The sequence below is a fragment of the Rhodopirellula europaea 6C genome (assembly GCF_000338295.1).
GTDB lineage: Bacteria > Planctomycetota > Planctomycetia > Pirellulales > Pirellulaceae > Rhodopirellula > Rhodopirellula europaea.
This window is the reverse complement of the sequence record NZ_ANMO01000111.1, coordinates 15,131-40,319: the sequence shown is the minus strand read 5'-3', so window position 1 is coordinate 40,319 and position 25,189 is coordinate 15,131. Positions and strand designations below refer to the sequence as shown.

Here is a 25,189-nt window from a genome sequence, read left to right as displayed (position 1 = left end):
TCGAAGTGGACAATGAAATTTGTGTTTAAACGTGCTCGTCGACGGGCGATTCGTGACGAGGAATCTTGGTTGTGTAGTGGATGAAGAGAAGGATTGCGATGAGGCTGGCCAAAACGGCGACCACGACGGAGGTTCGATTCATCAGCGACAGGAAGTTGCGATCGGAGGTGACCGAATTGCGATAGAACATCACGCCGACATACCCGAGATAACCAAGGGCATCGGCGAGATACATTAGGTAGCCGATCGTTCCCGTTTCTCGGAGGGCCGCGATCATGCGTTCGAACACGGTGGTGTGAAAAGCAACATAGGGGATATACATCCCGAATCCCAGCAGCACCATGAAGGTCATTGGTGAAAGTTGGCCATAAGTCTGGCCCGCAACAGCGCCCACAACAATCGCGAAGCCGGTCGTCAATAACGCGATGGACGACAGGAATGCGATGCGATTGTTTCGGATCAAACTGGTCAACCCCGAGACTGTGACTACGCCGATCATCACCCAGAATTCGGAGCGTGCGAACACGGTCGGTTCGTTTTCGACACCGAGTTCACTCCAGATCTCAATTGCGAAATCGTCTCGAAGGCTTCGGATCAGCGTGAGCAAAACATAGATCGAGAGCAAGCCGGTCAGTCCCAACGCATGGCGACGCCAGAACGCACGGCGTTGTTCACCGTTCATCGGCGAACGTTTGGATCGCAAGCGTTCATCGTTTGCCGATGGTGCCGGGATTTGAGAGAGCATCCAGACGAAGATCAACAGGGGACCAACGAAAAGTAGGCCTGTGATCACTGGCATCCAAAACGTTCCAACTTCATGCACTTCGATCAAAGTTCGGCCGACGGACTTTACGAAGCCAGACGACAGAATGAAGCTCGCGCAAAGACCGGCGGATAGCGTCTCGGTCACGGCGCGTCCTTCTAAAAACCCGAGGACCAGTCCGAAGACCATTCCAAGTGGTAATCCATTGACGAACAAGCAAACGAAATTCCAAGGAACTGGAGTGACCGCAAACAACAGCAGCGAGACTTCAGCGATGCCGATCAATGCAACAATCGAGATCGCCCGGTACCGCGCCGGCATCTCGGAGACAACCTTGATGCCGATAAACTTTGAGAGCGTGTAGCCGGCGACTTGCGAGGTGATGAGAATCGTTTTGTAGCCAACCCCAAAGGCGACCATCCCATCATAGGTGGCGGCGGTGAATGGCTTTCGAAACGCGTACATGCAAAAGTAGGTGCCGAAGGCAGCGACAATGCAGTAGATCGAAAATGCCGTTGGATTAGTGTCCGTCAACCATCGAGTAACAATACTGTCCCGCGTGATCGTTGCGTTCCCGTTCAGGGAAGCATCCGTGGTCGTTGCCATGAGGTCACGCGAGGAGTGTTGTTTGTGATGAAGGAAAATCGCGAGGTTGCCGGGCGAAGCCTGGACGCGAATTCGCGATGGTGCAACAATGTTTCTTTACAGTCAACATGCACAGAGGATTCTTCATCCGATCCTCATAATGTTGCGATGCGGGGTCAGGCAATGAATTTGGTGGAGTTAGCACAGCGTCTTCGGCAGCTGCGATTGGATCGCGGGATGACCTTGGATGAGGTGGCACAAAAGAGCGGCCAAACGAAGAGCTGGCTCTCCCGCGTGGAGAACTTTCGCATCACGCCGTCGCTTCCCGCACTTGCTGATTTGGCGACGAGCTTGGGTGTTTCGACGTCGAGTTTGTTAGAAGGATTGGACGATCGGCCGCAGATCGTTTGTGTCCGGCACGACGAACGGAAGAGGATTCAACGCGATCCGGATTCTCTGATCGAGTATTACTCGCTCGCCAGTGAGCGGACGCATCGAACGATGGATCCGTTCCTGCTGAAGATTCCCAGCGGCGAAGAGCGTGAACCGCGAACGCACGAGGGCGAGGAGTTTCTAACCGTGTTGAAAGGGCGAGTTCGGTTTTTTTACGGCGAGCAAGAGTTCACCTTATCAAAAGGTGACAGCCTCTACTTTGATAGTGAAGTGGAGCATTGCTTGGCCAATCCATTTGCAAATGAAGCGGAAGTGATATGTCTATTTCGGTTGGGACGTCAGTGATTCCAAACGATCGTGAGCCGGATTTGTTATCTGAGATCGAAAACGTCGCGATGGAATTTGATTCCACCGAACGACGGTTCGTTTCATCAAGAAGCAAGCTTGATCCGTTGGATGAGGGCCAAGTGCTCGTTCGAGTCCTTTGTTGCACTTTGTGTGGCAGTGACTTGCACACCGTCTCGGGCCGACGAAAGGGCCACGATCATGGTGTGCTTGGACATGAAATCGTCGGAGAAGTCATCGGATGGTGCGGCGAATTCACGCCGTCTGACTACCACGGTGTGCCGTTGCAAATCGGACAGCGAGTCACGTGGGCGATGTCGGTTGGTTGTGAGCACTGTTTCTATTGCAGCAACGATCTGAATCAGAAGTGTGACTCCCTATTCAAATACGGCCACGAAGCCAGTCATGGGCATCCGACCGGAGGCCTGAGCGAACACTGCGTGCTCGTCGCTGGGACACCGATTTTTCCGGTGCCAGATGAGTTGACCAACGAAGTGGTTGCACCAGTCAACTGCGCGACGGCCACGGTTTCGGCTGCGCTTCGTTTGGTCAATCAGACTCACCGAGTCAAACACGCAACGGTTCTGGTCGTCGGAGCGGGTATGCTCGGTTTGACGGCCGCGGCACAGTTGAACGAAGCCGGTGCGGCACGAATCGTTGTTGCTGATCCAAACGCGGGTCGAGCAGAGTTGGCTCAATCTTTTGGAGCAACTGATTTGATCGTTGGTGAGACCGCGGACGAACGGCAATCGATGCTACAGGAAATGACCAACGGTCGAGGCGCGGACATTGCGATCGATTTCGCGGGAATGACGACGGCCGTGAATGCCTGCTTGGATTCGGTTCGGATGGGTGGATGCGTGGTTTTGGTTGGATCCGTGTTCCCATCGGATCCAATCGCACTCTATCCCGAACAAGCCATTCGCCGGATGCTGACCATTCGCGGTCTGCACAACTACTTGCCTCGCGATTTAGATGATGGGTTGCGATTCTTGGAACGCAACCACCAACGATTCCCATTCGACACGTTGGTCGGGAAAGGGTTTCCACTTCGGGAAGTCGAGCAAGCGTTTGAGTATGCGATGGAGCAACGGCCCGTTCGCGTGGCCGTGTATCCGTCCTCGGACGCTTGATTGAGCGACGTGACTTGGTTGGTCACGCCATTGAATCACTCGACGACTTCTGCGGTCTGAACCTCGTTTTGGAGTTCAGCAGCGGCTTGTTTAGGCGAGCGACTGCGAGTGGATGACAACAGCGTCAGACCCTCTTTCACGCAAATCACCGCGATCAACAAAGCGGCAACGGCGGCGACAATTTTCAGCATGCCGTGGGCAACAAACGCGACTGCTGCGATTCCGCAGATGACCGCCACGACAGCTTGCATGAACTTCACCATCGCCTGAACACGCGAGCTGTGCGATTGCGATTTGGCACTACGTTCAACGGCACTGCGAGCAGATTCGTTTGCTAGCTCTCGCATCGCAGACAGGTTGCTGTTGCGTTCGGGGGCTTGCGAACGTGGGATCAACGGAGCGTTTGGATCGACAGGTTCAACGACCTCTGGTTCAATGTCGTATTCAACGCTTTCAGCTTGTACCGGCGTTTCCGCAGGTTTGGGCGTTTCCGCTTTTGGTTTCGGGGCCGCGGGTGCGGTTTCGTCACCTGATTGTTGTTGGACGCGTTGCAACAAACGATTCATGTAGGCTTCGATCGAGTCGTCGTCGGGCTCTTCCGATTCGCCAGCGACGACGGTTTCAGCAGCTACTTCTTCGGTGCTTGGCAATTCAGCCGCAGCAGGTTCTTCTTGGATGTCGGCGAGAGACGATTCGAATTCTTCAGCGACTTCGAATGAGTCTTCCGAATCCTGCTGGTCCCACGAGTGAGGTTGGGTGGCGGAAATGTCGCTGGTGTCGACGAAGGTTTCCGACTCGGCGTCACGTGGTCCGACTTCTGCTTCCATTTGGGCGGAGTAGTCCGTTTCACCGTCCCACATTTGGGTGCCGGTTTCGGACGAGATCTCTTCGTGTGCGGTCGAGTGATCGTCTACCTCGGAGGTGTTCTCATTGTTGAGGTCGCGAATCAGTTGGTCAGCGAGGCTGAGCGGTGACTCGGAATCGCTAGCGTCGAAAGACTGCTGTTCATCGTACGACGGTTGTTCTTCTGGAAAAGATTGATCCAGGTCAGCGGTTGCCCATGGGTTGGCCTCGTCGAGTGAAGCTGCTTCTTCGTGAGTGGCAACATGGTCGACAGAACCTTCGACAGTGGATTCCGTCGAGTGTTCTTCCGTGTTCCATTCTTGCGAAAGGCGAGCTTCGCGAATTTGCTCGGCTTCTTCTTGTGCGGCGGCGGTGAACTCGGCAGCAAATTGTTGAGCGTTGAGGTCGTCGACGGATTCCTCTTCGTCGGCTTCGGCTACAGTGGACCAGGCGTTATGGTTGGCAGTTTCGCTGGGCAGTTCAGCGGAAACTTCGTCGCTGCTGACATCGTTGAGAGGCTGGACGTCTTGGTCGTTGCCGAGATCGGTTGGCTCATTGATCGCTTCGGCGAGCGAGTCGCTTGCCAGACGTTCTTGAGGCAGCAACAACGATTCGGATTCTTCTGGCCAAGCGGGCGCAGGTGAATCGTTGACGTCGACTTCCGAAATTTCTGGGCTGATCGCGTCAGGGCCCAATGACACGTTGGCACCCATGGCGTTTGGATCGACCGAGCTTTCGTCAATGTCGCTCTTTGCCGCTTCAGCACTTTCGTAAGTCGGCCACGCGTCATCGTCGTCGTCTTGTTCGACGGTCTCTTCCGCGATTGGAGTGCTCCAACTGGCCGCTTTTTCTTCTGCTTCTTGAAGCAAACGATCGGTTTCGGAATCGTGGACCAAGCTCATCGCTTCGTCGATCACTTCTCCAGAAGCATGCGCGTCGGTCGATGTCACTTCCGATGATTCATCAACGGGCTCGCTGGCAACGTGCAGCCCTGGTCCATCGATCGCGGATTCAGGAGTGTCCAATTCTGCGATCGAGGCTTGAGAAGGGGCCTGAGTTGCCGCTTCTTCTTCAATGAATTCCTCATCCGACGTTCCGGTTTCGGTGGCGGAAAGAATGCCCAGGCGGATTTCAGGATCCGCGGGTTTCGATTCGGCGTCGCCTTTGCCACTGATCAGTTGACGAGTTTCTTCCTCGAGTCGTTCGATTTGATCGAGCGTGTCATCGTGGTCGCGGTTGGACCGATCGAACAGTTGGCGTGTTTCGGAAACTTCGCGTTCGGCGCGAATGCGTTGTTTTTCCGAAGTCTTGTACTTGTTCTTGAACTCATCGCGTTGTTCTTCGGTCACCGACAAGGTCTCGCGAAGTTTCTCGTTGTCTTCACGAAGTTGAGCCAGTTGTTGTTCGGCCTGCGCGAGGCTGAGTGTCAACTCGTCGACGCCGGTCCGGAGGGCGTCCATTTCGTCGCTCCACGACGTTCGGTCGGTGTCGTGTCGGTTTTCTGATTCACGAACTCGTTCTTCGAGTTCACCGATCGTCGTGCGTGCGTGTTGACAATCGCGACGCAGTGCTTCTGCTTCTTTGCGAGCGTCGGAGATTTCGATCTGTAGGCTTTCGATCTCTTGCCGAAGTGATTCTTCGGTCTTGAGCAACGCGTCGTACTTTTCCTGGGTCTCATAAAGCTTGGCATCGCTGCTGGCTTTTTGATCCAAGAGATCATCGCGTTCACGATTGGCCGTTTCACGTTGCGCAATGGCTTCGTCGCGAGCGGCTGACAATTCTTTGCATTGACGAGCGTGCTCTTCGACTCGTTCCAGTCCCATCGACTGCAATGATTCTTGTTGCTCACCGAGAGCCAGCAATTGTTCGTTGAGCGAAGCGAATTTGGCGCGCATCTGCGTCACCGCTTCGGCGGCGGCATCGGCTTGGCTTTGCGACTGCTTGAGTTGCTGACGCGTTTCGTTCAGGCGTCGTTCGCTGTCACGTTCACGCTCGGACAGGTTTTCTTTTTCGAGAAGCAGCTCTTCGATTTGAGTTCGATAGTGGACGTCGCGGCCTTGCAGACGTTCCTGTTGAGCTTTCCAGTCTTCGCGTTGTTGTTCCAGTTCGCTCTGTTGTGCCGCCAGTTGATTTTGGCGTTCGGTGAGGTCGCGATGACGAACTTGGAATTCAGCGTGCAGTTCGACCGCAGCGGTTTCTTGCGAACGGATTTCGTCTTCGCGTTCACGGAGTGCCTTGAACTGAGCCTCGATTTGGTCGGCTTGTTGTTTCAGTTCGTCTTGTCGTTCACGGACCCAGCGATCGTGTTTCTCGGCTTCTTCTTTGAGCTTGTGCCAACGTGATGCTTCCTTTTGGAACTCAACGTCGGAATCGAACATCGATTCCGGGTTACCGGAAGCAAGGCGCGGGACGGATTCAGCGAAACGGTGCGCGGTTGGTTTGGGTTGCTTCGCTTCGCCAAACTTGGCTTGAATCAATTCAAATTCGTAGTTGCCCAACCGAAGGGTGTCGCCTTGTTGCAACGTTCCTTCAGTGACGCGGATGTTGTTGATCAACAGCGGGATCGAGTACGCACGAATGAGGATTCGGTGCGCGTCGCGGATCAGAACCGCGTGAAGCGGACGCAGCGTTGGATCGTCCAGGCGGATCGAGCATCCGACACCGTTGCCCAGTGTGTAGCGAGCTCCGGCCAGACGCAGTCGACGCGTGGGATGGTTTTCGCACCGAACTCGGAATTCGATGGCACCTTCTTGGTTCCACATCGTCCCGTGGTCGCCGATCGGTTTGCTGGCCGCAGCTGCCGGCGAATTGGTCGTCGCGGTTTGAGGCTCGGCCGCGGTCGCATAGCGTGGCTGATTCAACCAACTGGTCGCGGACCCTGCTGCACCGGAACGGGTTGGCGACTCCGATCGGGATGGAGCCGCGAACGCGGTTGCGGAGTTGGAGTCGGTGTGTGTTGGTGTGTTCGAGGAGTCAGTTGCCACCACGGAGTTCCTTCTCACGGGAATGCTTTCTTGAGAACGGTGAAACGCGTCTGAAATGACCGCGACGGACCTGTATGGGGAGGATCTGTCTGGGTTTCGAGTCGTTTTCTGTGCCGTTCAAGCGGTTCGGAGTCACCACTTGGTTCTGTTTATTCGGTTGATCCGATCAGGGGCATGAAGGCATTTGTTCCGTTTTGGCAAACTTTGCGGATTTTGGACGACTTTGCAGGGGGGAAAGTATCTGGTTGACTGCTCGTGGTTCCTCGGAGGGGTTTTGGCTGTTTTGTGGTTTGTCGTCGAAGTGATTTTCGATTCAACCGGAAATTTCTTCGCAGCGGCGCCCCGTAAACGCTGGAAAGGTCCCTTTGTTGGGAGGGGAAGGCTTTTCCTCGATCTACCCTAATGAAACCAGGGTTTTACTCGGTGTGCAGCTAGGAACGCTCCAATTGAGTGAACTTGAATGGCTCGGCGTGCGTCACAGTCAGTGCCGTTGTTGGGTCGGTTTCGGTCACTTTGCCAGCCAGAGAGGTGAATTATGTCTCGCGATGACACACTGAAGACGCTTCGGGTAACGCTGCTCCGTCGTCGAGACGCGCTTCGAAAGGCGTTGGAGGGCGATCTGAGCCTTCTACAAGAACTTCACAATCAGAAAACCGGCGATGCGCTCGACGCCGCCGCAGATACGGTCCAAGACGAACTGAACAGTCAGTTGGTCGAGGTCGAGAGCCGTGAATTGCTGGCGATTGAAGAAGCGATCGCGCGATTCGAGGAAGGCCGTTTCGGAGATTGCGAAGATTGCGGGAAACCCATTCCGCTCAACCGTTTGAAAGCGATTCCATACGCGGTGGACTGCATCAATTGCCGTCGTGCTGCGGAACGAGAGTCATCGTCTGGTGTGGTCGCGCCGACGGAATGGAATCGCATTTTCGACGCTCCCAAAGTTGATCCCGCGGTTTGATCGGTGGGGATCGGTTTGCAAATCTCCGTTGCTATGACGCAACGGTGATTTGGACATGCTGATTCCAAGAAACTTCTTTTTGACCGGGTTCTGAACAGTGTGCCCGGTGTGAGACGCCCGTGTTGATTCGTTAGGATGCGGCAATCAGGTTGATCTGTCTTGTGTGATCAACTGGCCTTCGCATCTCAACGAAAACCGTATCAGCACATGGATTTGCGTCATCACGTTCGTGACATTCCGGATTATCCCAAACCCGGCATTCTGTTTCGAGACATCACTCCCTTGCTCGCCCATCCCGAAGCGTTGACCGCTTCGGTCGAAGAAATGGCAAAGCCGTTTCTGGATCAGAAGATTGATGTGGTCGCCGCCGCGGAAGCTCGCGGGTTTATCTTTGGAACCCCGCTGGCAATGCGACTGAACGCTGGCTTTGTGCCGATTCGAAAACCGGGCAAGCTCCCGTTCGATTTGCACTCGTTCGCGTACGAGTTGGAATACGGAAGCGATGAGCTACAAGTCCATGTTGACGGCATTAAACCTGGCCAGCGTGTGCTGATCGTCGATGACTTGCTGGCGACCGGTGGCACCGTGGAAGCCTGTTTGCGATTGCTGGAGAAGTGCGACGCAGAGGTTGTGGGCTGCTCGTTCTTGATCCACTTGGTCGCACTGGGCGGCGAAGCCCGTTTGTCGCCTTACCATGTCCACAGCGTGCTGGAATACGGCGGGGATGATGCGGAGGACGAGCTCAGCATTCAGAACCGTCCGCCGGGACCTAGTGTTTGATGGAAGTAGAAAGGGCCGCAGAGGCTCAGAGTTCTTAGACGCCAGGTACGCCGCGGTGGATCAATTTCCGTTGCGGTGTGCGATCAGGCTGCGAAGAGTCGTCATCGCCGTTCTCGCGTTGCGAGCGTACTCGGGAGCACGCAGATCGGCGGAGTAATGCGTTGGCACTTCCATGACGGTGTTTGCCGCGCGAGCGACTTTGGCCGTGATTTCGGCATCAATACCGGATCCGGTTTCTGTCAGCGGCAACGAACGAATGAGATCGCCGAGGAAGACTTTGTGACCGGTCTCGAGATCCGACAGATGCAAACCCGTTGTCAGGTTGCTGCATGTGGTCAGGCAACGATTGACGATGCGACGCATCCGGTTGCTCAACCCGCCTCGCAAGTTGTTGCTGTGTGAGCCGCCTCGACGCATGGATCGGGACCCATAAACGACTTCGGCTTGTTCTTCCAGAATCGGCCAAATCGCACCGAGAAGGTCGGCGGGATCGTAGGCCATGTCAGCGTCCTGAATCGCGACCACATGTCCACGTGTGTGACGCAGTGCCATGCGGATGGCAGAACCACGACCGTGATGACGTCGGCGGTGAAGAATGGTTCGGTTGGAACGTTCCGGCAACCCTCGAAGGTAGTGCCAGCTTCCGTCGACACTGCCATCGTCGACCAGAATCGTTTCCGTTGCCGGTGGCATGACCTCGTCGATCCGGTCGATCACTTCGGGGATGTATTCCCGGCAATTGTGGATCGGAACAATGACGGAAACGTCAATTTGTTTGACTGGCGATGCACCACATGCGATCTGGTTCGCTTCCGCGATGAGGCCGAGCGTGTCGTCGATCCGCTGAAGAATCTCGTCTGGATTGACTGCGTCGTCCGAGGTGGTCAACGCTTGATCGAGTTCTTCAGGTGCCGCTAGAAACTTCTCGACACTCGGTTGGAAAGTGGTCGTCATAGGGGTCGTCGCTTTGAAGTTGCCGTGTGGATCGCAAGTGATAGCGATCGGGGCACATCGCCACGGAAACTATGGGCAACGATTCTCAGTCGAGCGGACTCGACCGAGATTTTCGAATGACAGGACCTTGCCTTTGGAGGGTTGCGTTGAGGGTTGCAACGGTTGCAGCAGTCGAGGTCAGCTGGCGACGTCAAGTGACGTCGCCAGGACAATCGTGATGGGCCAGATCAGCGGGCGATGAACGTCGAATTTGGACCCAGGGTCCCCATTCCCGCCGCGGGGCTGTGATCGAGCACGTATGGGCCGAGGGTGCGGTCCAGGTGCAGCAACAGCCGTGTCTTCTCGGTCGGAACCAAGCGTCGGGCGGGTTCGAAATCTCCGGTGTAGATCGCTTCCGCCGTGATTCGAACTTCGTCGATCTTGCCGAGGAACGATCGTGCGGGTTGTCCGGCATTGTCAGGATCGGCTCCCACGAAGAGCGGGTACGGGTTGGTCTTGCGAGTTCCCTTGGCGGCGACGGAAGAGATCTGCTTGCCATCGACATAGATCCGAACGCTTTCGCCGTCGAAGACCCCGGCCACGTGAGTCCACTCGTCGACGGTGAGTTTGTCCTTCGCCTTGGCGGAGTAGTACTTGCCATCCAAGTTGACATCGAACTGGGGCACGCCCTCATCAGAGAAGATCGCGAATTCGCTGCTTTGCGTTTTGGCAATTGCACCACGCATGCCTTCGGTTTGGCTTGGGTTCAGCCAGGCTTCCACGGTGAAGGGGCCGCTAGGAAGAGCGAGAGTATCCGAATCGACGCGAATTGCGGAACGTTCGCCTTTCACTTCCAAGCACTGGTTGTTTTCGCCGCTGAAGTAATCCGCTGGCACGGCTGCCAGTTGAAGTTTGACGGGGGTCGAAACGCTGGGCAGTTCAATGCGAGTGTTTTCGCCGATGTAGACGCGATCCAATTCAACGCGAGGAATGGTCCAAGTCGCCGTGTCATCGGCGATGCGACGTAGTTTCACCGTGAATGTTTCGGTGGCACCCGCGGCCAGAGTCATGTGATCGTGGTCCAGCGAGCTGAGCCAATCGCGTGACGCGGAACCGATTGATGCGGTGATGTCCATGTCGCGTGGTGATGGGTTGTTGATCGACACGACGACTTGGCCGGCCGCTGATCCATCGGTGTTCAAGAGCAATTCGCTTTTGGTGATTACCGGACGAACTTTCCGAGCTTCATTGACCTCATCAACGAATTCAGGTGTGAACTCGGTCGGATCCATCACCGCGCCGACTGGCAACGATGCGACGGAGATGTCATCGGGGCGAACAGTGACCACATTCAAGTGATGCAAGTAACCAGCGCCAGGAATCTCCGCGGACAAGTGGCCGCCGGTCGTTGCTAGCGTGTAGTACTCGATGCCATCTTTGGGGCCGTCATATCGCATGTGGTGAATGTGACCGGCGAAGACAGCCGAAACATTCCCGGCTTGCTTCATCATGTCGTGAACGGTGTCCCAGTTCGAACCCGTGTAGCCGCCACCGATCCAGCGAGGATGGTGCAGGAACACGAACACGTGATCGAGTTCTTGATGCTGTTTCAATGCCTCAGACAGAAACTCGAGTTGTTTGTCGCTCATGCGTTGAAGCTTGCCAACATTGAACGCCTTTTGGTTCGTGACTGGATCGCCTTCATCGCTGTAGAGAACGACGAAGCCCGCGTTCTTGTGACGAAAGGTGTACCAGAGAGGGCCGAAGTGTTCTTCGTAGTTTGAGTCGTGTTGGCCTTGCGGTGCCTCACCTTTGCCGCGCCAGTAAACGTCGTGGTTGCCGGCGACTGGGAACCAACGCACATCGAGTTCGTTCATGATCTCTTTGTACTCCGCCATCTGACGCATCCATTCGGGTTTTTCGTTGTACCCTTGGATCAAATCGCCGACCGTCATCACCAGATCGGGAGACAGCAGGTTGGTGTCTTTGACGGCTTGTTCCAGCACTTTCAATCCGGCGGGCACGCCACCGGTCCGGTCGCCATAGACGACGAAGTGAAAAGCGTCTTCTTCGTTGGCGAGCGGCAGAACCTGCGTGCTCTCGCGAGTTGTGTAGAAGCTGTCGTTCGTTGGATGCTCGTGCGAGTGGCTTTCATCGCCGTCGTGAGCAAAAGAAATGGTTGGCAGACCAGCGACAGAAGCAAGGCAAAAGAGCCCTGCCGTGATGGACTTTTTCAGGCGGGCGGAGAGGTGGGTGGGCATGTTGCAATTCGCGGAAGGAGGTGGCGTAAGTTTCGAAGTAAACCTAGACAATCCCGAGTTTAGCCCAAGTGGCCGACCTGTGAATTTTGAGCGAAGAACTGGCGTCTAAGACTACGCCTTCGCCCCGCCAAGGGACTGGTCCGGTGAAGCGGTGCCGAGCCGCACACAACGGTCGCATCTTTCCAGACTGAGCGTACTGGTTTCACGGACGACGGTTCATCTCCGAGAACTGCCGCAAATGGATCAGAGTTATATCTCGCCGTTTGGTGTCCTTATCAAATCAGTGATTCCGCTGTTTAGGTTTTACAGGACCGCGTGTTCATGGAATCGAACACCCATGGCTGGTTGCGAGCGATGGGTCTAATCGTGAACGGTGGTGTCGATGTCGGTATTCCACCCAAGTCCGTCGTCAATGGTTTGGCTTCGATCAGCGAGTGACCTTGGCCTGCAGTCCATTCCTGGTGACGTTTGATTGGGAACCACCACGATCATCATGCCTTTGCGTGGAGGCTCGTTTAGCCGTTGGCGAGGTGTTCGTCCGATTGGACGGGTGGAATGAAGCGTTCGACTTGAACGTTGGTGACCCGCAAGTTGCCGCTTTCCAAGTTGAAACCGAGTGCGCCGTGATTGAACGTTTGGTCCGCGAGAGAAAGTAGCACGTGCCCACCGACGGACACTTCGATGTAGCTGCCGTATGCGATCAGTTGCAGTTCGACTTCGCCGCGAACTTCACGTTCCCAGTATCCGGCCTGCAGGCTTTGGAACTGCATCGTTTCTTCACCCGACCCGTCTGGACCGCTGCCCCAAGCACGTAGCTGGGCAACACCTTTGAACAAATCCAGCGACAAGTAGTATCCGTCGTGAGATTCGCGATCGAGTCGAAATGCGACGCCGCATTTGCCCTCGACCATCATCTTCATATGGCATCGCAACCGGAAGCAACTGAGGTCTTCTTCCAACGCGAAACACTGAAAGCCGGATTCACAATCCAAGTCGAACGAGTTGTCGTTTGATGTGCGAGCGGACTGGCATTCGACTGGTTTGATCGGCGAGAGCTTTTCAACTGGGACCTCACTTTCAACTAAAGAATCGAAGCCCTCAAACGTCCGGACTTCCAGTTGGCCGTTTGGCAAACGACAAATACGTTTGGGCGGTGGCATCAAATTACCGGTTTGTCGGTCTGCACCGCCCGGCGTGAAGAAGCTCCACAGCAGAATCCCTTTGTCATCGGTCGTGATTCGACCGGCATAGTTTCCGCTGGCGAGCAACACGTTGTCCGCGTAGGTCCGCCAGGGTTTGCCGATCTTCTCGGTATGCCAATACCGAATTTTCGCGTCTTCACGCATGCTGCCGACCAGGTAATAGTCGCCGTTGATCTTGAACAGGTTCGGGACTTCGATGTCGTCATACAGTCCCGGATGATGAAGCGGCGGACGTTGCTCGAATTTATTCGGTTGGACTTCTTCCATCACCGCGACGCAGCCTCGACGAACGATTGGGCCGTGGTTGACTCGTCCGGCGGCCAGCAACCAACCGCGACCGTTTTCGTGGTAGTAGTACGGGTCGCGCCATGACACCCAGTTGCGAGCCTCGTCGATTTCAGACTCGTAGTGTTCACGGCCGGGGCTGAGAGGAAAGCAGCTCTTCATATCTTGCTTGAACGGCGGTTGCGGCGGCCGACCAGGCAAATCGTATGGCAATGCCGATCGGCGATCTTCCCACGCGACGGGAGCTTTGGTCCAACAATAGAGATCATCGCTCTCGGCCATACCTAGTCTCTGTTTGGCACCGTGGTCTCGGCGAGACAGCCCGGTGTAGAACATCCGCCACGATCCAGGCCGGTGCGGGTTGGGGCTGACGTGCATGGTCCACAGCATCGAGTCATCCCAGCTGCCGGGATCACCGATGAACAACGCGTTTTCGACTCGTCGCCAAGAAAAGCAATTGTCGCTAACCGCGTGTGCGATGAAATCGTGATTCGGAAGAACGAGGTGAAACAGATGGTAGATGCCATCGTGATAAAGAATATCGACGTCACCGAGAGTCTTTCGGGTGCCGGCTGTTTCTGAATACATGCAGATCGAAAGTTTTGAGAGTAAACGGTTTTGCCCGACGAAGATCCGTTTCGCCTGAGCAGGATCGGTTTGGATGAGTGCTGAGTGGATGAACCAGATTGTGGCTAAGTTGGTGAATTCAATCGATCTGATTCTTGCAACCGAGTTCGGCCCAGTGGGGCGACTCAGTGTAGATCGCGGCAAATTCACTTCGCGTCGTTAGGGTCGGTAAAAGCTACAATTCCGATGCGAACAGTCTCGCACATAGGCCCAACGTTGAACGCCAAGCGGTGTGCTCGGGAAGTCCGAGTTCGCAGTTTGGCAAGAGTGACTCGTACCAGTCACTGAACTTTTGGATGGTCGGTTGATCGTGGATGACTACGGACAGTTCATAGTTGAGAAAGAACGATCGGACGTCAAAGTTGGCGGAACCAATCACGACGGTGAAGTCGTCCACGATGCCAAGTTTCGCGTGCACCATGCTGTCCTGGTATCGGTACAGCCTGGCACCGAGGTATTGCAGGTCGTCCATGTAATCGATGCGAGCGTAATCGACCGGAGCAAGGTCGCTGTCCTCCGGCACAAGGATGCGGACATCGATACCGCGGCGACATGCGGATTCCAAACACCTCATCGACTGTGCGGTTGGAACGAAGTAGGGCGTGCAGATCCAAACGCGTTCTTCGGCACGATTGATGGCGTAGTTCCAAAAGTCTTCCAGGATTTCCTCGGGGCCGTCGGGACCAATTGGCATCACCGTCATGCGAGTATCCTCGGGATGCGTCGGTGGATGAGGGCATTCATAGTCGACCGGCGGCAACTTCTCCTCGGCGACGAAGTTCCAATCGCTGCAAAAGACCGCTTGCAACTGTGCCGCCGCGGGGCCTTCGATGAGAACGCTCATGTCGACCCAGCGTTCATCGTCCTCGTTGATGTCAAGTTCTTCTTCGACCAAGTTAGCTCCGCCCAAGATCGCACGACGACCATCGGCCACGGCAAGTTTGCGGTGGTTGCGGAAATTCAGGTAGGCGAGCCGGCTGAGTTGAGACATCGGCTTGAAACGCATCGCGCGACCGCCCGCTTCGCGAATTTGTTCGAGTTGTTCGTCGGACATCAGGAACGAACCGAAACCGTCACATAGCAATCGCACCTGGACCCCTTCGCGAGCCCGGGCACAGAGCCGTTCCACAATCCGCTGGGTGCTTTTTCGTTCATCCATGATGAAGGTCATCACGTACAACACATCTTGAGCTTGATCGATCAATTCCAGATAGGCGTCGAGAACATCGTTGGTACGGTGGAGCAAGCGGACTTGGTTTCCAATTGTCGGGGAACGCAACCCTCGTTTTTCAAGCATTCGTTCCAAGCCGGACCGTGAGCAATCGCTGCCATCCGCCGCTGCGGGCAAATCGACCAGTTTGCGCTGTGAGTGTTCAGCGGAGATTTTTCGGCCTCCCAGCCATAGGAATAGGACCAGCCCAATCGGCGGTGAGAGCAGGACAAGTCCGAGCCAGCCGAGTCGACCCACATTGTGCCGTTCTTCGTGGCGAATCACCGTCATTGCAACGATCGTTAAAAACGCTCCCAGCACGCTGCTGATGTAGGCGACAATCCAAATCATTCGGAACCTTGGTCGAGAGGGCAAATTAGGAAGGTAAGAGGTGTCCGATCCGCAGCCAAAGAGGCAGGATTCGTGCCAACCAAGTCAGGCAAACTGAGATGTGCTCAATAACTGACGCCGATGGAGGAAGATAATCGAGTTTGCACGTTGGTGTTTGCCTCGTGACCCGTGGCGATTTCTCAAGTTCTACAGCGAGAACAACGTGGCGACCGCCTTCAGAAGTGGCTGAGCTGATCTGTCGCCGATCGGGTGATTTTTGTTAATTCCCAGCCTGAAAGTGTTCGCTTCCGCTGTTTTGATACAGACCCAGTGATTCCAACCCGTCTGACACGCACGATTCTCTTCGAAATCCTTCGGATCTTCGTCGTTGCGCTCGTCGTGTTGACGCTGCTGATCCTGCTGATCGCGGTGGGGCGTGAGCTGTTCCGCAAGGGATTGGGAGCGATGGCTGTTCTGCAGTTGTTGCCGTTCGCGATTCCGATTTCCTTGCAGCACGCGGTTCCTGCAACGGCGTTATTTTCCGTCTGCTGCGTCTACGGCCGAATGGCGGCTGATGGTGAGATTTCGACGGTCAAGGCATCAGGCATCTCGCCGCTCAGATTGCTGCAGCCGGCGATCGTCTTTGCCGCTTTGCTCAGTCCAGTCGCGGTGTATTGCAGCGACATGGCGGTTTCCTGGGGAAAACCTGGCGTCAAACGTGTCGTGTTGCTCTCGATCGAAGACATCGCTTACCGGTTGCTGGAACGCGATCACTCATACACATCCGATCATGGATTCTCGATCCACGTTCGCGAAATTGACGGTCGCCGAATGATTTCGCCTCGGGTGACCGTTCGCGGCAAAGGCGACGATGCTTTCACCGTGACCGCCAGCGAAGGCCAATTGATGATGGATGAGGAGACTCAATCTCTCGTTCTCAAGCTGGTCGATAGCCAAGTCATTCGCGGGAAGGGATTGCAAGGCGATTTCCCCGGCGAACATCAGTTTGAAATTCCGATCGGAAACGCGCTGGAAGAAGACGACATCTCCACGCGAAGCCCGAGTGAGTTGCCGCTGCGACTGATTCGAAATGAACGACTTCGCCAGCGAGAACGCACTCACGCGAAAATTGGCGAGTTGGCGGCGTTCACCGGATTCTCTTTGCTGACATCCCGACCGGCGGAGATTGGCGGAGAGAAATCTTCGGCGATTCAATCGAGTTTGAAATCGAGTCGGCATCGTCTGACTCGTTTGCAGACCGAACCTTGGCGTCGTTGGGCGGAAGGTTTCACGTGTTTCTTCTTTGTGCTCGTTGGTGCACCGCTGGCGATCGTCGCGAAGACCAGTGACTACTGGACGACGTTCGGGATGTGCTTTCTACCGACGATCTTGGTTTATTACCCGCTTTACTTGCTCGGGTTGGACCAGGCGAAAGCGGGTGACATGCCGCCGTATGGCGTTTGGATCGGCAACGTGGTTCTGTCCGGCGTTGGCATGATGTTGATCGCTCGGGTTCGGCGGTACTAAGAACCGGTGCGCAGAAAAGCGTTTCCTGCGAGTTCTTTCCGTCGGGGTGGTTTTGCTTTTACAATCGCAGCATCGTTTGTATTCGATGCCCGTGCCCGCCCGAGGATCTTTCATGTTGTGCTGCTGTCTTGATGTCCGTCGCTTCGTTTCTTCGAAGTTGCCGGCGTTGTTCGCCATTGGATTGTTTGCTGGTTTGATTGGGACAGCTTCGGTTGCCCAAGCCGAAGTGCAGACACAAACCATTGTCTACAACGATGGCGACGTGGTGCTGGAAGGGTTCTTGGCGTTCGATACCAGTGTGCGACCCGCCGGCACGAAAGCTGATTCAGGCAAGCCAGGGGTTTTGGTCGTTCATCAATGGATGGGCCTGACCGATTACGAGCGTCGCCGGTGCCGTCAATTGGCTGAACTGGGGTACATCGCGTTCGCTCTGGATATCTATGGTCGTGGGGTTCGTCCCGCTGACACCGGTGAAGCGGCTGAGTTCTCAGGGAAGTACAAGAGCGATCGAGAACTCTATCGTCGCCGATTGAACCTGGGTTTGGAGCAACTTCGCAAGGCAGACAATTTGGCCTCGGATCAGGTGGCAGCGATCGGATACTGCTTTGGCGGAACCGGGGTGATTGAGCTGGCACGCAGCGGAGCGGACGTCAACGGCATCGTTAGCTTCCACGGTGGTTTGGATTCGCCAACACCGGAAGACGGAGCCAATATCAAAGCCCAGATCTTGATCTGCCACGGTGCCGATGACCCTTACGTGCCAAAGGAAGACATCGAAGCAACGATCGCTGAGTTCGATGCGAACGATGTCGATTGGCAAATGAATGTTTACGCCAACGCGGTTCACTCATTCACGCAGCCGATGGCGGGCAACGACAACAGTAAAGGCGCGGCGTACAACGAGAAGGCCGACCATCGATCGTGGGACGCGATGCGAGTCTTCTTCCATGAATTGTTCGCTGCCAAGCAGGCTGAGTGAGCGTCGCGGATCTGCCGCGATGTGCGTGCATGTGGAGCAAACAACAAAGTGTTGTTCGCCTCACCGTTTGGATGCTTCGCCAATGCGTGAGACCGTTCCGGCAACACTTGCGAGAAGCGAGTTGCCGGGTGCCTTTTGAGAATCAGCCTACTGGCGACGGTCGCGACGCGAAGCATCCATTTCGCGAGATTTGCGTTGGGCTTTTTGCTTGTTCTTGAATCGCTTCTTGCGTTTCTCGTCTTTCAAACGAGCGGCTTCTTCCGCTTCGACCATCGCCTTTTGCGTGAGGATGCGTTCTCGTTGCATCGTTGCGGGGGTCTCGAGCGTAAGCCGGCCCAGGCCGCCCGTGCGATATTCCTGAATCAGGATTCGAGAGGCTCGTTCCAGATCGACTCGGTTGTTGCGGCCAAGGCAACCTCGCCGGCGCCCGATGTCTTCGATGACCGCCATTTCGGTGTCGGCAACCGACTCGAGGTCAAAGCGGGCGGCCAACCGATCGGGGTACTGTTCCATGAAATACCGGGCGGCGAAAAAGCCGACGTCGGTGTAGTCCATCGCGGTGTCTTTGATGGATCCGATCAACGCCAGTCGATAACCGCTGCTGACGTTGTGAACCTTTGGCCAGAGCATTCCAGGCGTGTCCCACAGGATCACTCCATCGCCGATATCGACACGCTGTTGATGCTGGGTCACCGCGGGCGTGTTGCCCGTTTTTGCGACCTTGCGACCAGCCAGGAAATTGATGATCGTTGATTTGCCGACGTTGGGAATTCCCATCACCATCGCATTGATGGATCGACCCTTTCGATGAGGGCACATGCCGATCAACGCGGATTTCAATCGGCGGATGGTTGGCACGTCATCTGTCGTGACCGAGCGAGCTCGCGTGGAGCTCGAATTATTCAAGGCATCCAACCACTCTTCGGTCAAGTGTGGATCGGCCAAATCGGATTTGGTCAGGACTTTCAAACAGGCTTTGTCACCGCGAATGTCGGCCAGCATCGGGTTTTCGCTCGAATAGGGAATCCGAGCGTCGATGATCTCCATCACCACATCCACTTTTGGCAATGCGGCCTGGATTTCCAGCCGAGCTTTGTGCATGTGGCCGGGGAACCATTGAATCGACATGGTCAGGGCGTTTCGTGTGGAGCGGGGGCGACCGGCTGAGTCGGTCAATCGAATGGTTCGATCATTCCCGACGGCACGAGTCCGATTTGGAAGCCCGCCCAGTGTCACACACCGGGATGGATTTTTCTAACCCTGTTTCGAATTCTGGCGTCCGCCGTTTCGCAATCAAGCAGCCGGAGCGGCCAGAGGGGCCTGCGGCTTGGCGGTGAGCAAGCCGTAGATCGCGATCACCACGAAACAAATCAGCGGCAAAACGAAGGACATGTTGAGCGACCACGTGTCGATCATATAGCCCTGCAGCGGCGGCATGATGGATCCACCGGCGATCGCCATCACCAACCCTGCGGCACCCAACTTGGCGTCGTCGCCCACTCGATCCAGGGCGATGCCATAGATCGTTGGGAACATCAACGACATGCAGCCCGAGACACCGACGAGAGACCACAGGCCGACTTTCCCACCGACGAAAATGACCGGAAACAGCAAGGCAATCGCGCCTAGGGCCAACACCATTAGCAACGCCCCCGGACGAACGTATTTCAGCAGGAATGTGCATACGAATCGGGCCACTGCAAACAAGACCATCGAATACAGCGTGAACGACGATGCGGCAGTGGCGGCGTCTCCGGCGGACATCCCGTCGGCCATGAAAACCCCTTTGCCGTACTGGGCAGTGAAGGTCCAGCACATGATTTGCGCACCGACATAAAACGCTTGAGCGATCACACCGCCGACATATCGCGAATTCGCCATCAGACGCCCGATTGTTCCGCCGATATCGAGCGATCCATCCGAGTCTTGGTTGCGTGGCATCTTCTTGACCAAAATCAGCACAAACATGGTCACAATCACCAATCCAATTGCCACGTACGGTCCGCGAACGATGGCTAGGTCGGAGAACTTCATCGCTTCGAATTCTTCAACCGGCAGCTTTGCTCTTTCGGGGCCGTCCAAAGAGTTGATGTTTGAAAGGATGGCGTATTTGGCCGTGAGGATGCCAACGATCGATCCAAGTGGATTGAACGACTGAGCCAGGTTCAGACGCTGGGTCGCGGTTGAGGCTGGCCCCATAGAAAGGATGTAAGGGTTGGCACTGGTTTCCAAGAAACTCAGGCCGCAGGTCATCACAAAGAATGCGATGAGGAACGGCATGAACTCGCCAACGCTGGCGGCGGGAATGAATGCCAAACCGCCCAGTGCGTATAGCGCCAGCCCGACCAGCAAGCCGGTTTTGTACGAGAACCTTTTGATGAACAAAGCGGCGGGCAACGCCATGAAGCAGTAACCGCCGTAGAAGGCGAACTGCACGAAGGAGCTGGCAAAGTTGCTTTGGTTGAAAATCCGTCCAAACGCTTCCACCAAAGGGTTGGTGATGTCGTTGGCAAATCCCCACAGGGCAAAACAGAACGTCGTCAAAACAAACGCGACCAAGTAACTCTTGGGAACCACTTCAGCCTCGGTTTGTGGTTCAGCGACGATTGGTTCAGCCATGAGTTTCCGGGGGAGAGGTTGGAGGAATGAAGAAAGAGAAGTCCACGCCAATGGTTGGGGCGTGGATCAAGCAAATCATAACGGCTCGAATCAGACGTATGGGTACGACGCGTCGATCAAACCGTCGCGTTTCATCGATGTCCAAAACTCAGCCGGAGGCTCGGCCGAAACCAATTGAACATTTTGAGCGATGCGATCGGGTTTGCTGCTGTTCAAGGCGGTTGCTACGACACCGGGTGGTGACATGCCGAAGGCAACGCAAGCTTCGGATGGACGAACACCATGTTGCTCGCAGTGACCATGGAATCGTTGACGCCAAGAAATCAGTTCCTGGTCTTCGACGCTTTCGCCGGTGACTTTTCGATAGTCGTAGTAGTCACCTCCGGTCAAAAAGCCCGCGTGGAAAATCGCTGAGTTGATCACGCTGACACCTTGAAGACGCATCGTTTCAACGAAGTCCAGCAACGATTGCGGATGAGTCCGAATGGTCAGACTGGTTGCAAGCATGACCCAGTCCAAGGGAAAGGCTCGAGCGAGTTCTTCCGAGACACGCCAGTCTTTCGAGCCAACGCCGATCGCCAAAACATCACCGCGGTCACGCAGTTCGCTTAACGCTTGGTAGGCACCCAGGATGTCGTCCCAGCGTCTTTGACGATCGTTTTTGTCGGTTGCTGCGGCCAAGTACTCGTCCGGGTCGTGGACAGATACCAGCTGAGGTCGGTAGGGAGCGAGTAGCTCGCATCCCTGTTCCCAACAACGCAGGATACCGTCGTAGCTGATGTCTTGGACCGCATCATGTTCGAGCCCAACCCATGCACCGGGTTCAAACGTTGGTTCCGGCGTCGTCAAAGCCACTCGCCGCCAACCGAGTTTGTTGCTGATCAAAATTTGTTCGGGAGCAACGTTCAGCGAACGCAGTGCATCCGCCATGCTTTCCAACGCCAAACCCGCGCCGTACTTGCCGGCTGAGTCTGCGGCGACGACGCCGTTGCAATGTTCAAACCATTTCGAAACGATGGACCGCTTGGTATCGCGGTCGACCGCTTGGTAGAGATTGCCCAGTGCGCTGGTGCCAAAGATGATTGGCGGCAGCATGTTGCCTATGGTTGGCACGGCGGCCTTCTCAACTCGTCGAGACACGGTGGACTCTGGCATTACTGGGTGACCTTCAGGACGTAAGCAAACTTGGACGCTTTGTCCTTTGGAAGTGAAACGGTCACGCCCGATGCGTTTCGTTCCCAATTCAGTTCTTTGTCGAATCCGAGCAGTTGGATGGTGTTGATCTCTTCCGGATACAGATCGCTTCCCTGAGCCAGGGTTTTGATCGTGATCTGGTTGTCCTCAGGCCACTTCAATCCATGCACGTACAAGACGTTGTCGCGGGTGGTGAATCTCAGGTCTTCCGATGTGAAGGGTTTGTCCTTGGATTCGGAAACGTGACCTGTCGAAACCGATGTCGGTCCTTCACCAAAGGTCTTCCAGTAGGTCGTTTCGTAGATGGCCTCACCGTTGATCTTTAGCCAATCGCCGATTGCCTTCAGGATCGCCTGGTCTTCTTCGGGGATGGTTCCATCGGCACGAGGTCCCACGTTCAACAACAGGCAGCCGTTTTTGCTAACAATGTCGACCAAGTCGTTCACCAAACGCTCGGGAGATTTGTAGCGTTGGTTTTGCGTGTATCCCCATGAGCTAGAGCTCACCGCCGTATCGGTTTGCCAGAAAGGCTTGCGGATCTCTGCCATCTTGGAGCGTTCTTTGTCCAAGACCGCCGCGGATTCGGGAAACGCGTTGAACTTGTAGTTGATGATGCCGAGGTCGGAATCTTTCGCAGTCGTTTTGTTGTAGTAGTAGGCTGCGAATTTTTGCAGGTGCTCGGCGTACGTGTTGTTGAGGTAAGTCGAGTCGCCGTGTTTCGGGGTGATACCAAAGTCGAACCAGAACACATCCGGTTTGTACTTGTCCACCAGTTCGCACGACCGAGCCAACCAATCGTCTTTGAATTGTTCGTCTTGAGGCGTGAAGTTGTGTTGATAGTCCCATGCATTCTCTTCAAACAAGAAAGGCATTGGACGACCATAGAGGTCAGCGTACTGTGGGTCAGCGTTGTCGAACGATTCGTCACGCACGTAGAACATCCAGTTGAATGCCCGGTGACTGCTGACGCCGAACTTCATGCCCTCTGAACGAACCGCTTCGGACAGTTCCTGAATCACGTCGCGTTTGGGGCCCATTTCGGATGCGTCCCAGCGAGTGAACGCACAGTCGTACATCGGGAATCCGTCGTGATGCTCGGCAACTGGGATGACGTATCGAGCTCCGGTGTCTTTGAAGAGCTGGGCCCAAGCTTCCGCGTCAAACTTTTCTGCTTTGAATTGCGGAATGAAGTCTTTGTAGCCAAACGTTTTGTGAGGGCCGTAGGTATCGATGTGATGCTGGAAGAAATTGTCACCACGGCGGTCACGATTGATGTACATCTGCCGTGGGTACCATTCGCTACCGTACGCGGGAACGCTGTAGGCTCCCCAGTGAATGAAGATGCCGAATTTTGCATCCTTGTACCACTGCGGAATCTCGTACTTCTCAAGCGAATTCCAGTCGGCTTCGAAGGGACCTTCGGCGATGGTCGCGTGGATGTCCTTGAGTGCTGGCTCAACTTCTGGGTGAGGCAGAGTCGCCGGGTGCGGCTTCGTTTGGTCTTGCGCCACGGCGGTTTGGAGTGTGATACACGCCAACATGGACATCACTGTCGTCCGAAATTTCATGCTGCAGCTCATCGAAAGGCGGGGCAACGCGGGGATTAGTGGGGGAGGAAACGTCTTCAGGGAGCGTTTCAGTCGGATTAGTTTCCACTGAGCCCGCCGGAATCCCATAGCCGAGTTTGAATTTTCCATGCGGATTTTTAAACTGGCGAAAGCAACGGGCAATCAATTCTCGTTCGGCGCAGCAGGCACCGCCAATTCGCGGTTGGAAATCGCCAGATCGCGATCAGGGGCGGGCTTCGTAGAGAAGCTTGCCTTCGTCGTTGTAGAACTTGATCAGCAAATTCTCGCCCGCAGTGACGGAGAGAAAACCTCCGCTGGGTTCCGGTGAGATGAATGGTTGCCGGATCAAAGCATCGGGGTCGGTACCTCTTCGGGATCCCGGCAACACGCCCATGCGAGAGTTTTCGTCATTCAAGGCACCACAGGCAAACTCTTGAATGCCTGACGGATGAATGCTGTGGTACTGCCAGTGTCGGTCGCCGCACATCGTCATGAAGTGATCGATTTTGTTGGATTCCAACCACTCGAAAAATTCATTCGCCTCGTGTCGAAAGCCTTTTAAGTTGGCGTGGTTGTCTTTCTTGTAGGCATCGTCGGGGCCGACCAAAGGCGTGGGCGAAATCAGCAATTTCCATTTCGCGTCGCTCGCTTTCAACGTGCTCTGCAGCCATTGCTTTTGCTCGCTGCCCCACAATGTCTTCTCTGGGCCATCCTTCATGCGATTGGGCGATCGGTAGTCGCGACCTTCGGTCAACCAAATTTGAAGGTGTTTGTTGACGCGAAAAGTTCGATAGGTCGGTGAGTCTTGATCGCCAGCGGGAACGATCGGCAATTGTTCTCGAAAGACATCGATTCCGGTTTGCGGAAGCGGCAGGCGGTCTTTGTCGTGGTCCGAATCGTTGAAACGGAAGTCATGGTCGTCTTTGGACCAATACCCTGGAGCTTCTTTCAAAAAATCGATCAGACGTGGGAAGCGAAATTGTTCGTGCCAGCATTTTCGGAGTTGCGATAGCGTCTCTGCATTTCGATAGGGATTGTCGTAGTAGACGATGTCACCGGTACCAACGAAGAACGCTGGCGAGAGTTCTTTCATGTGGACCAACGACGGGTAACCCAATCGCTTGTCCTCTTCCGTGGCGGTCAGTGGACCGGATGATTTGGCTTTCTTGCCGTGCAAGAACTTGTTGTAGTTCATGCAACTGAAAACCAGGAACTCAACGTCAGCCTCGGAATCTTCACCCGGAAGAGTTTGGAACTGACCGGTTGGTTCGAGCGGACGTTCTTCGGTCGCGATGGAAACCAAAGCTCGATAGTAGTAACGCGTTCCTGGCGTGAGTGACGACACTTGGTGCCGCACGATGAAGTCGTTGCCAGGTTCCGCGGTCAAAAGATCGCTTGTTTGCGACGACTTAAAATCTGGGCTGGCGGACCATTCGAAACGGACTCTTCCCGCACGTCCGGGCAGGTCTCCGGATTCGTCCAGCCCTTCTCTCGCGGTCAGTCGCGTCTGCAGCAACACGCTGGTCGAAGTGACTTCGCCAGACATCACGCCTTGGCCTAGGAAATGCTGTTGTGCTTGAACCAGAGATGGGCAAACAAGCAACGCGAGAAAGACCAAAGCAAGACGTGATCGCATCATTTCAACTCAAGCAAGGAGCACTGGGAAGTTA

The 25,189-nt window shown here is 55.2% G+C and carries 17 protein-coding genes; 6 read left to right on the top strand and 11 right to left on the bottom strand.

Annotation, left to right across the window (positions count from 1 at the left end):
- Nucleotides 1-25: 25 nt before the first annotated feature.
- The gene (locus RE6C_RS10665) at nucleotides 26-1,369 is read right to left on the bottom strand and encodes a DUF5690 family protein (RefSeq protein WP_008656468.1); all 1,344 of its coding nucleotides are present in this window, start codon (nucleotides 1,367-1,369) and stop codon (nucleotides 26-28) included.
- A 147-nt stretch (nucleotides 1,370-1,516) separates the two neighbouring features.
- Here RE6C_RS10665 and RE6C_RS10660 point away from each other — a divergent pair, with 147 nt between their 5' ends.
- On the top strand, nucleotides 1,517-2,086 hold the full coding sequence (locus tag RE6C_RS10660; RefSeq protein WP_261340115.1) for a helix-turn-helix domain-containing protein: 570 nt from the start codon (nucleotides 1,517-1,519) through the stop codon (nucleotides 2,084-2,086).
- Nucleotides 2,059-3,219, top strand: coding sequence for a zinc-binding dehydrogenase (locus RE6C_RS10655; protein WP_039961772.1), 1,161 nt, complete (start codon nucleotides 2,059-2,061; stop codon nucleotides 3,217-3,219). The genes RE6C_RS10660 and RE6C_RS10655 overlap by 28 nt, the downstream gene beginning before the upstream one ends.
- A gap of 35 nt (nucleotides 3,220-3,254) precedes the next feature.
- Here RE6C_RS10655 and RE6C_RS10650 read toward each other — a convergent pair whose 3' ends face one another.
- Entirely contained in the window at nucleotides 3,255-7,049 is a 3,795-nt protein-coding gene (locus tag RE6C_RS10650) for an FHA domain-containing protein (RefSeq protein WP_008656460.1), read from the bottom strand.
- A 532-nt stretch (nucleotides 7,050-7,581) separates the two neighbouring features.
- Here RE6C_RS10650 and RE6C_RS10645 point away from each other — a divergent pair.
- Together RE6C_RS10645 and RE6C_RS10640 are read left to right on the top strand one after the other, a co-directional pair.
- Nucleotides 7,582-8,004, top strand: coding sequence for a TraR/DksA family transcriptional regulator (locus RE6C_RS10645; RefSeq protein ID WP_008656455.1), 423 nt, complete (start codon nucleotides 7,582-7,584; stop codon nucleotides 8,002-8,004).
- 207 nt (nucleotides 8,005-8,211) lie between these two features.
- Nucleotides 8,212-8,784, top strand: coding sequence for an adenine phosphoribosyltransferase (locus RE6C_RS10640; protein ID WP_008656453.1), 573 nt, complete (start codon nucleotides 8,212-8,214; stop codon nucleotides 8,782-8,784).
- Nucleotides 8,785-8,844: 60 nt separating this feature from the next.
- Here the strand turns inward: RE6C_RS10640 and RE6C_RS10635 are convergent, their stop codons facing one another.
- From RE6C_RS10635 to RE6C_RS10620, 4 genes are all read right to left on the bottom strand, one after another.
- Nucleotides 8,845-9,738, bottom strand: coding sequence for a glycosyltransferase family 2 protein (locus RE6C_RS10635; protein WP_008656452.1), 894 nt, complete (start codon nucleotides 9,736-9,738; stop codon nucleotides 8,845-8,847).
- 227 nt (nucleotides 9,739-9,965) lie between these two features.
- Nucleotides 9,966-11,978 (bottom strand): LamG-like jellyroll fold domain-containing protein, encoded by a 2,013-nt coding sequence (locus RE6C_RS10630; RefSeq protein WP_008656449.1) that lies wholly within the window; start codon nucleotides 11,976-11,978, stop codon nucleotides 9,966-9,968.
- Nucleotides 11,979-12,493: 515 nt separating this feature from the next.
- Nucleotides 12,494-14,053, bottom strand: coding sequence for a glycoside hydrolase family protein (locus tag RE6C_RS10625; RefSeq protein WP_008656444.1), 1,560 nt, complete (start codon nucleotides 14,051-14,053; stop codon nucleotides 12,494-12,496).
- A 214-nt stretch (nucleotides 14,054-14,267) separates the two neighbouring features.
- Entirely contained in the window at nucleotides 14,268-15,653 is a 1,386-nt protein-coding gene (locus RE6C_RS10620; protein ID WP_008656440.1) for a phospholipase D-like domain-containing protein, read from the bottom strand.
- Nucleotides 15,654-15,962: 309 nt separating this feature from the next.
- On the opposite strand from RE6C_RS10620, the gene RE6C_RS10615 reads away from it, so the two are divergent.
- Together RE6C_RS10615 and RE6C_RS10610 are read left to right on the top strand one after the other, a co-directional pair.
- A complete protein-coding gene (locus RE6C_RS10615; RefSeq protein ID WP_008656439.1) occupies nucleotides 15,963-17,159 on the top strand; it encodes an LptF/LptG family permease in 1,197 nt (398 codons plus the stop codon).
- A gap of 112 nt (nucleotides 17,160-17,271) precedes the next feature.
- Nucleotides 17,272-18,138 carry a dienelactone hydrolase family protein gene (locus tag RE6C_RS10610; protein WP_039961783.1) on the top strand — a complete coding sequence of 289 codons (867 nt, stop codon included), beginning with the start codon at nucleotides 17,272-17,274 and terminating at the stop codon, nucleotides 18,136-18,138.
- A gap of 147 nt (nucleotides 18,139-18,285) precedes the next feature.
- On the opposite strand, the gene ylqF is transcribed toward RE6C_RS10610, so the two are convergent.
- From ylqF to RE6C_RS10585, 5 genes are all read right to left on the bottom strand, one after another.
- Entirely contained in the window at nucleotides 18,286-19,266 is a 981-nt protein-coding gene (ylqF, locus tag RE6C_RS10605; RefSeq protein WP_039961782.1) for a ribosome biogenesis GTPase YlqF, read from the bottom strand.
- A gap of 165 nt (nucleotides 19,267-19,431) precedes the next feature.
- Nucleotides 19,432-20,757 (bottom strand): L-fucose:H+ symporter permease, encoded by a 1,326-nt coding sequence (fucP, locus tag RE6C_RS10600; RefSeq protein WP_008656431.1) that lies wholly within the window; start codon nucleotides 20,755-20,757, stop codon nucleotides 19,432-19,434.
- Between the two features lie 90 nt (nucleotides 20,758-20,847).
- On the bottom strand, nucleotides 20,848-21,897 hold the full coding sequence (locus RE6C_RS10595) for an aldo/keto reductase (protein ID WP_236618098.1): 1,050 nt from the start codon (nucleotides 21,895-21,897) through the stop codon (nucleotides 20,848-20,850).
- 14 nt (nucleotides 21,898-21,911) lie between these two features.
- The gene (locus RE6C_RS10590; RefSeq protein ID WP_039961769.1) at nucleotides 21,912-23,531 is read right to left on the bottom strand and encodes an alpha-L-fucosidase; all 1,620 of its coding nucleotides are present in this window, start codon (nucleotides 23,529-23,531) and stop codon (nucleotides 21,912-21,914) included.
- Nucleotides 23,532-23,742: 211 nt separating this feature from the next.
- Nucleotides 23,743-25,158, bottom strand: coding sequence for an alkaline phosphatase D family protein (locus RE6C_RS10585; protein ID WP_008656426.1), 1,416 nt, complete (start codon nucleotides 25,156-25,158; stop codon nucleotides 23,743-23,745).
- Between the last annotated feature and the right edge of the window lie 31 nt (nucleotides 25,159-25,189).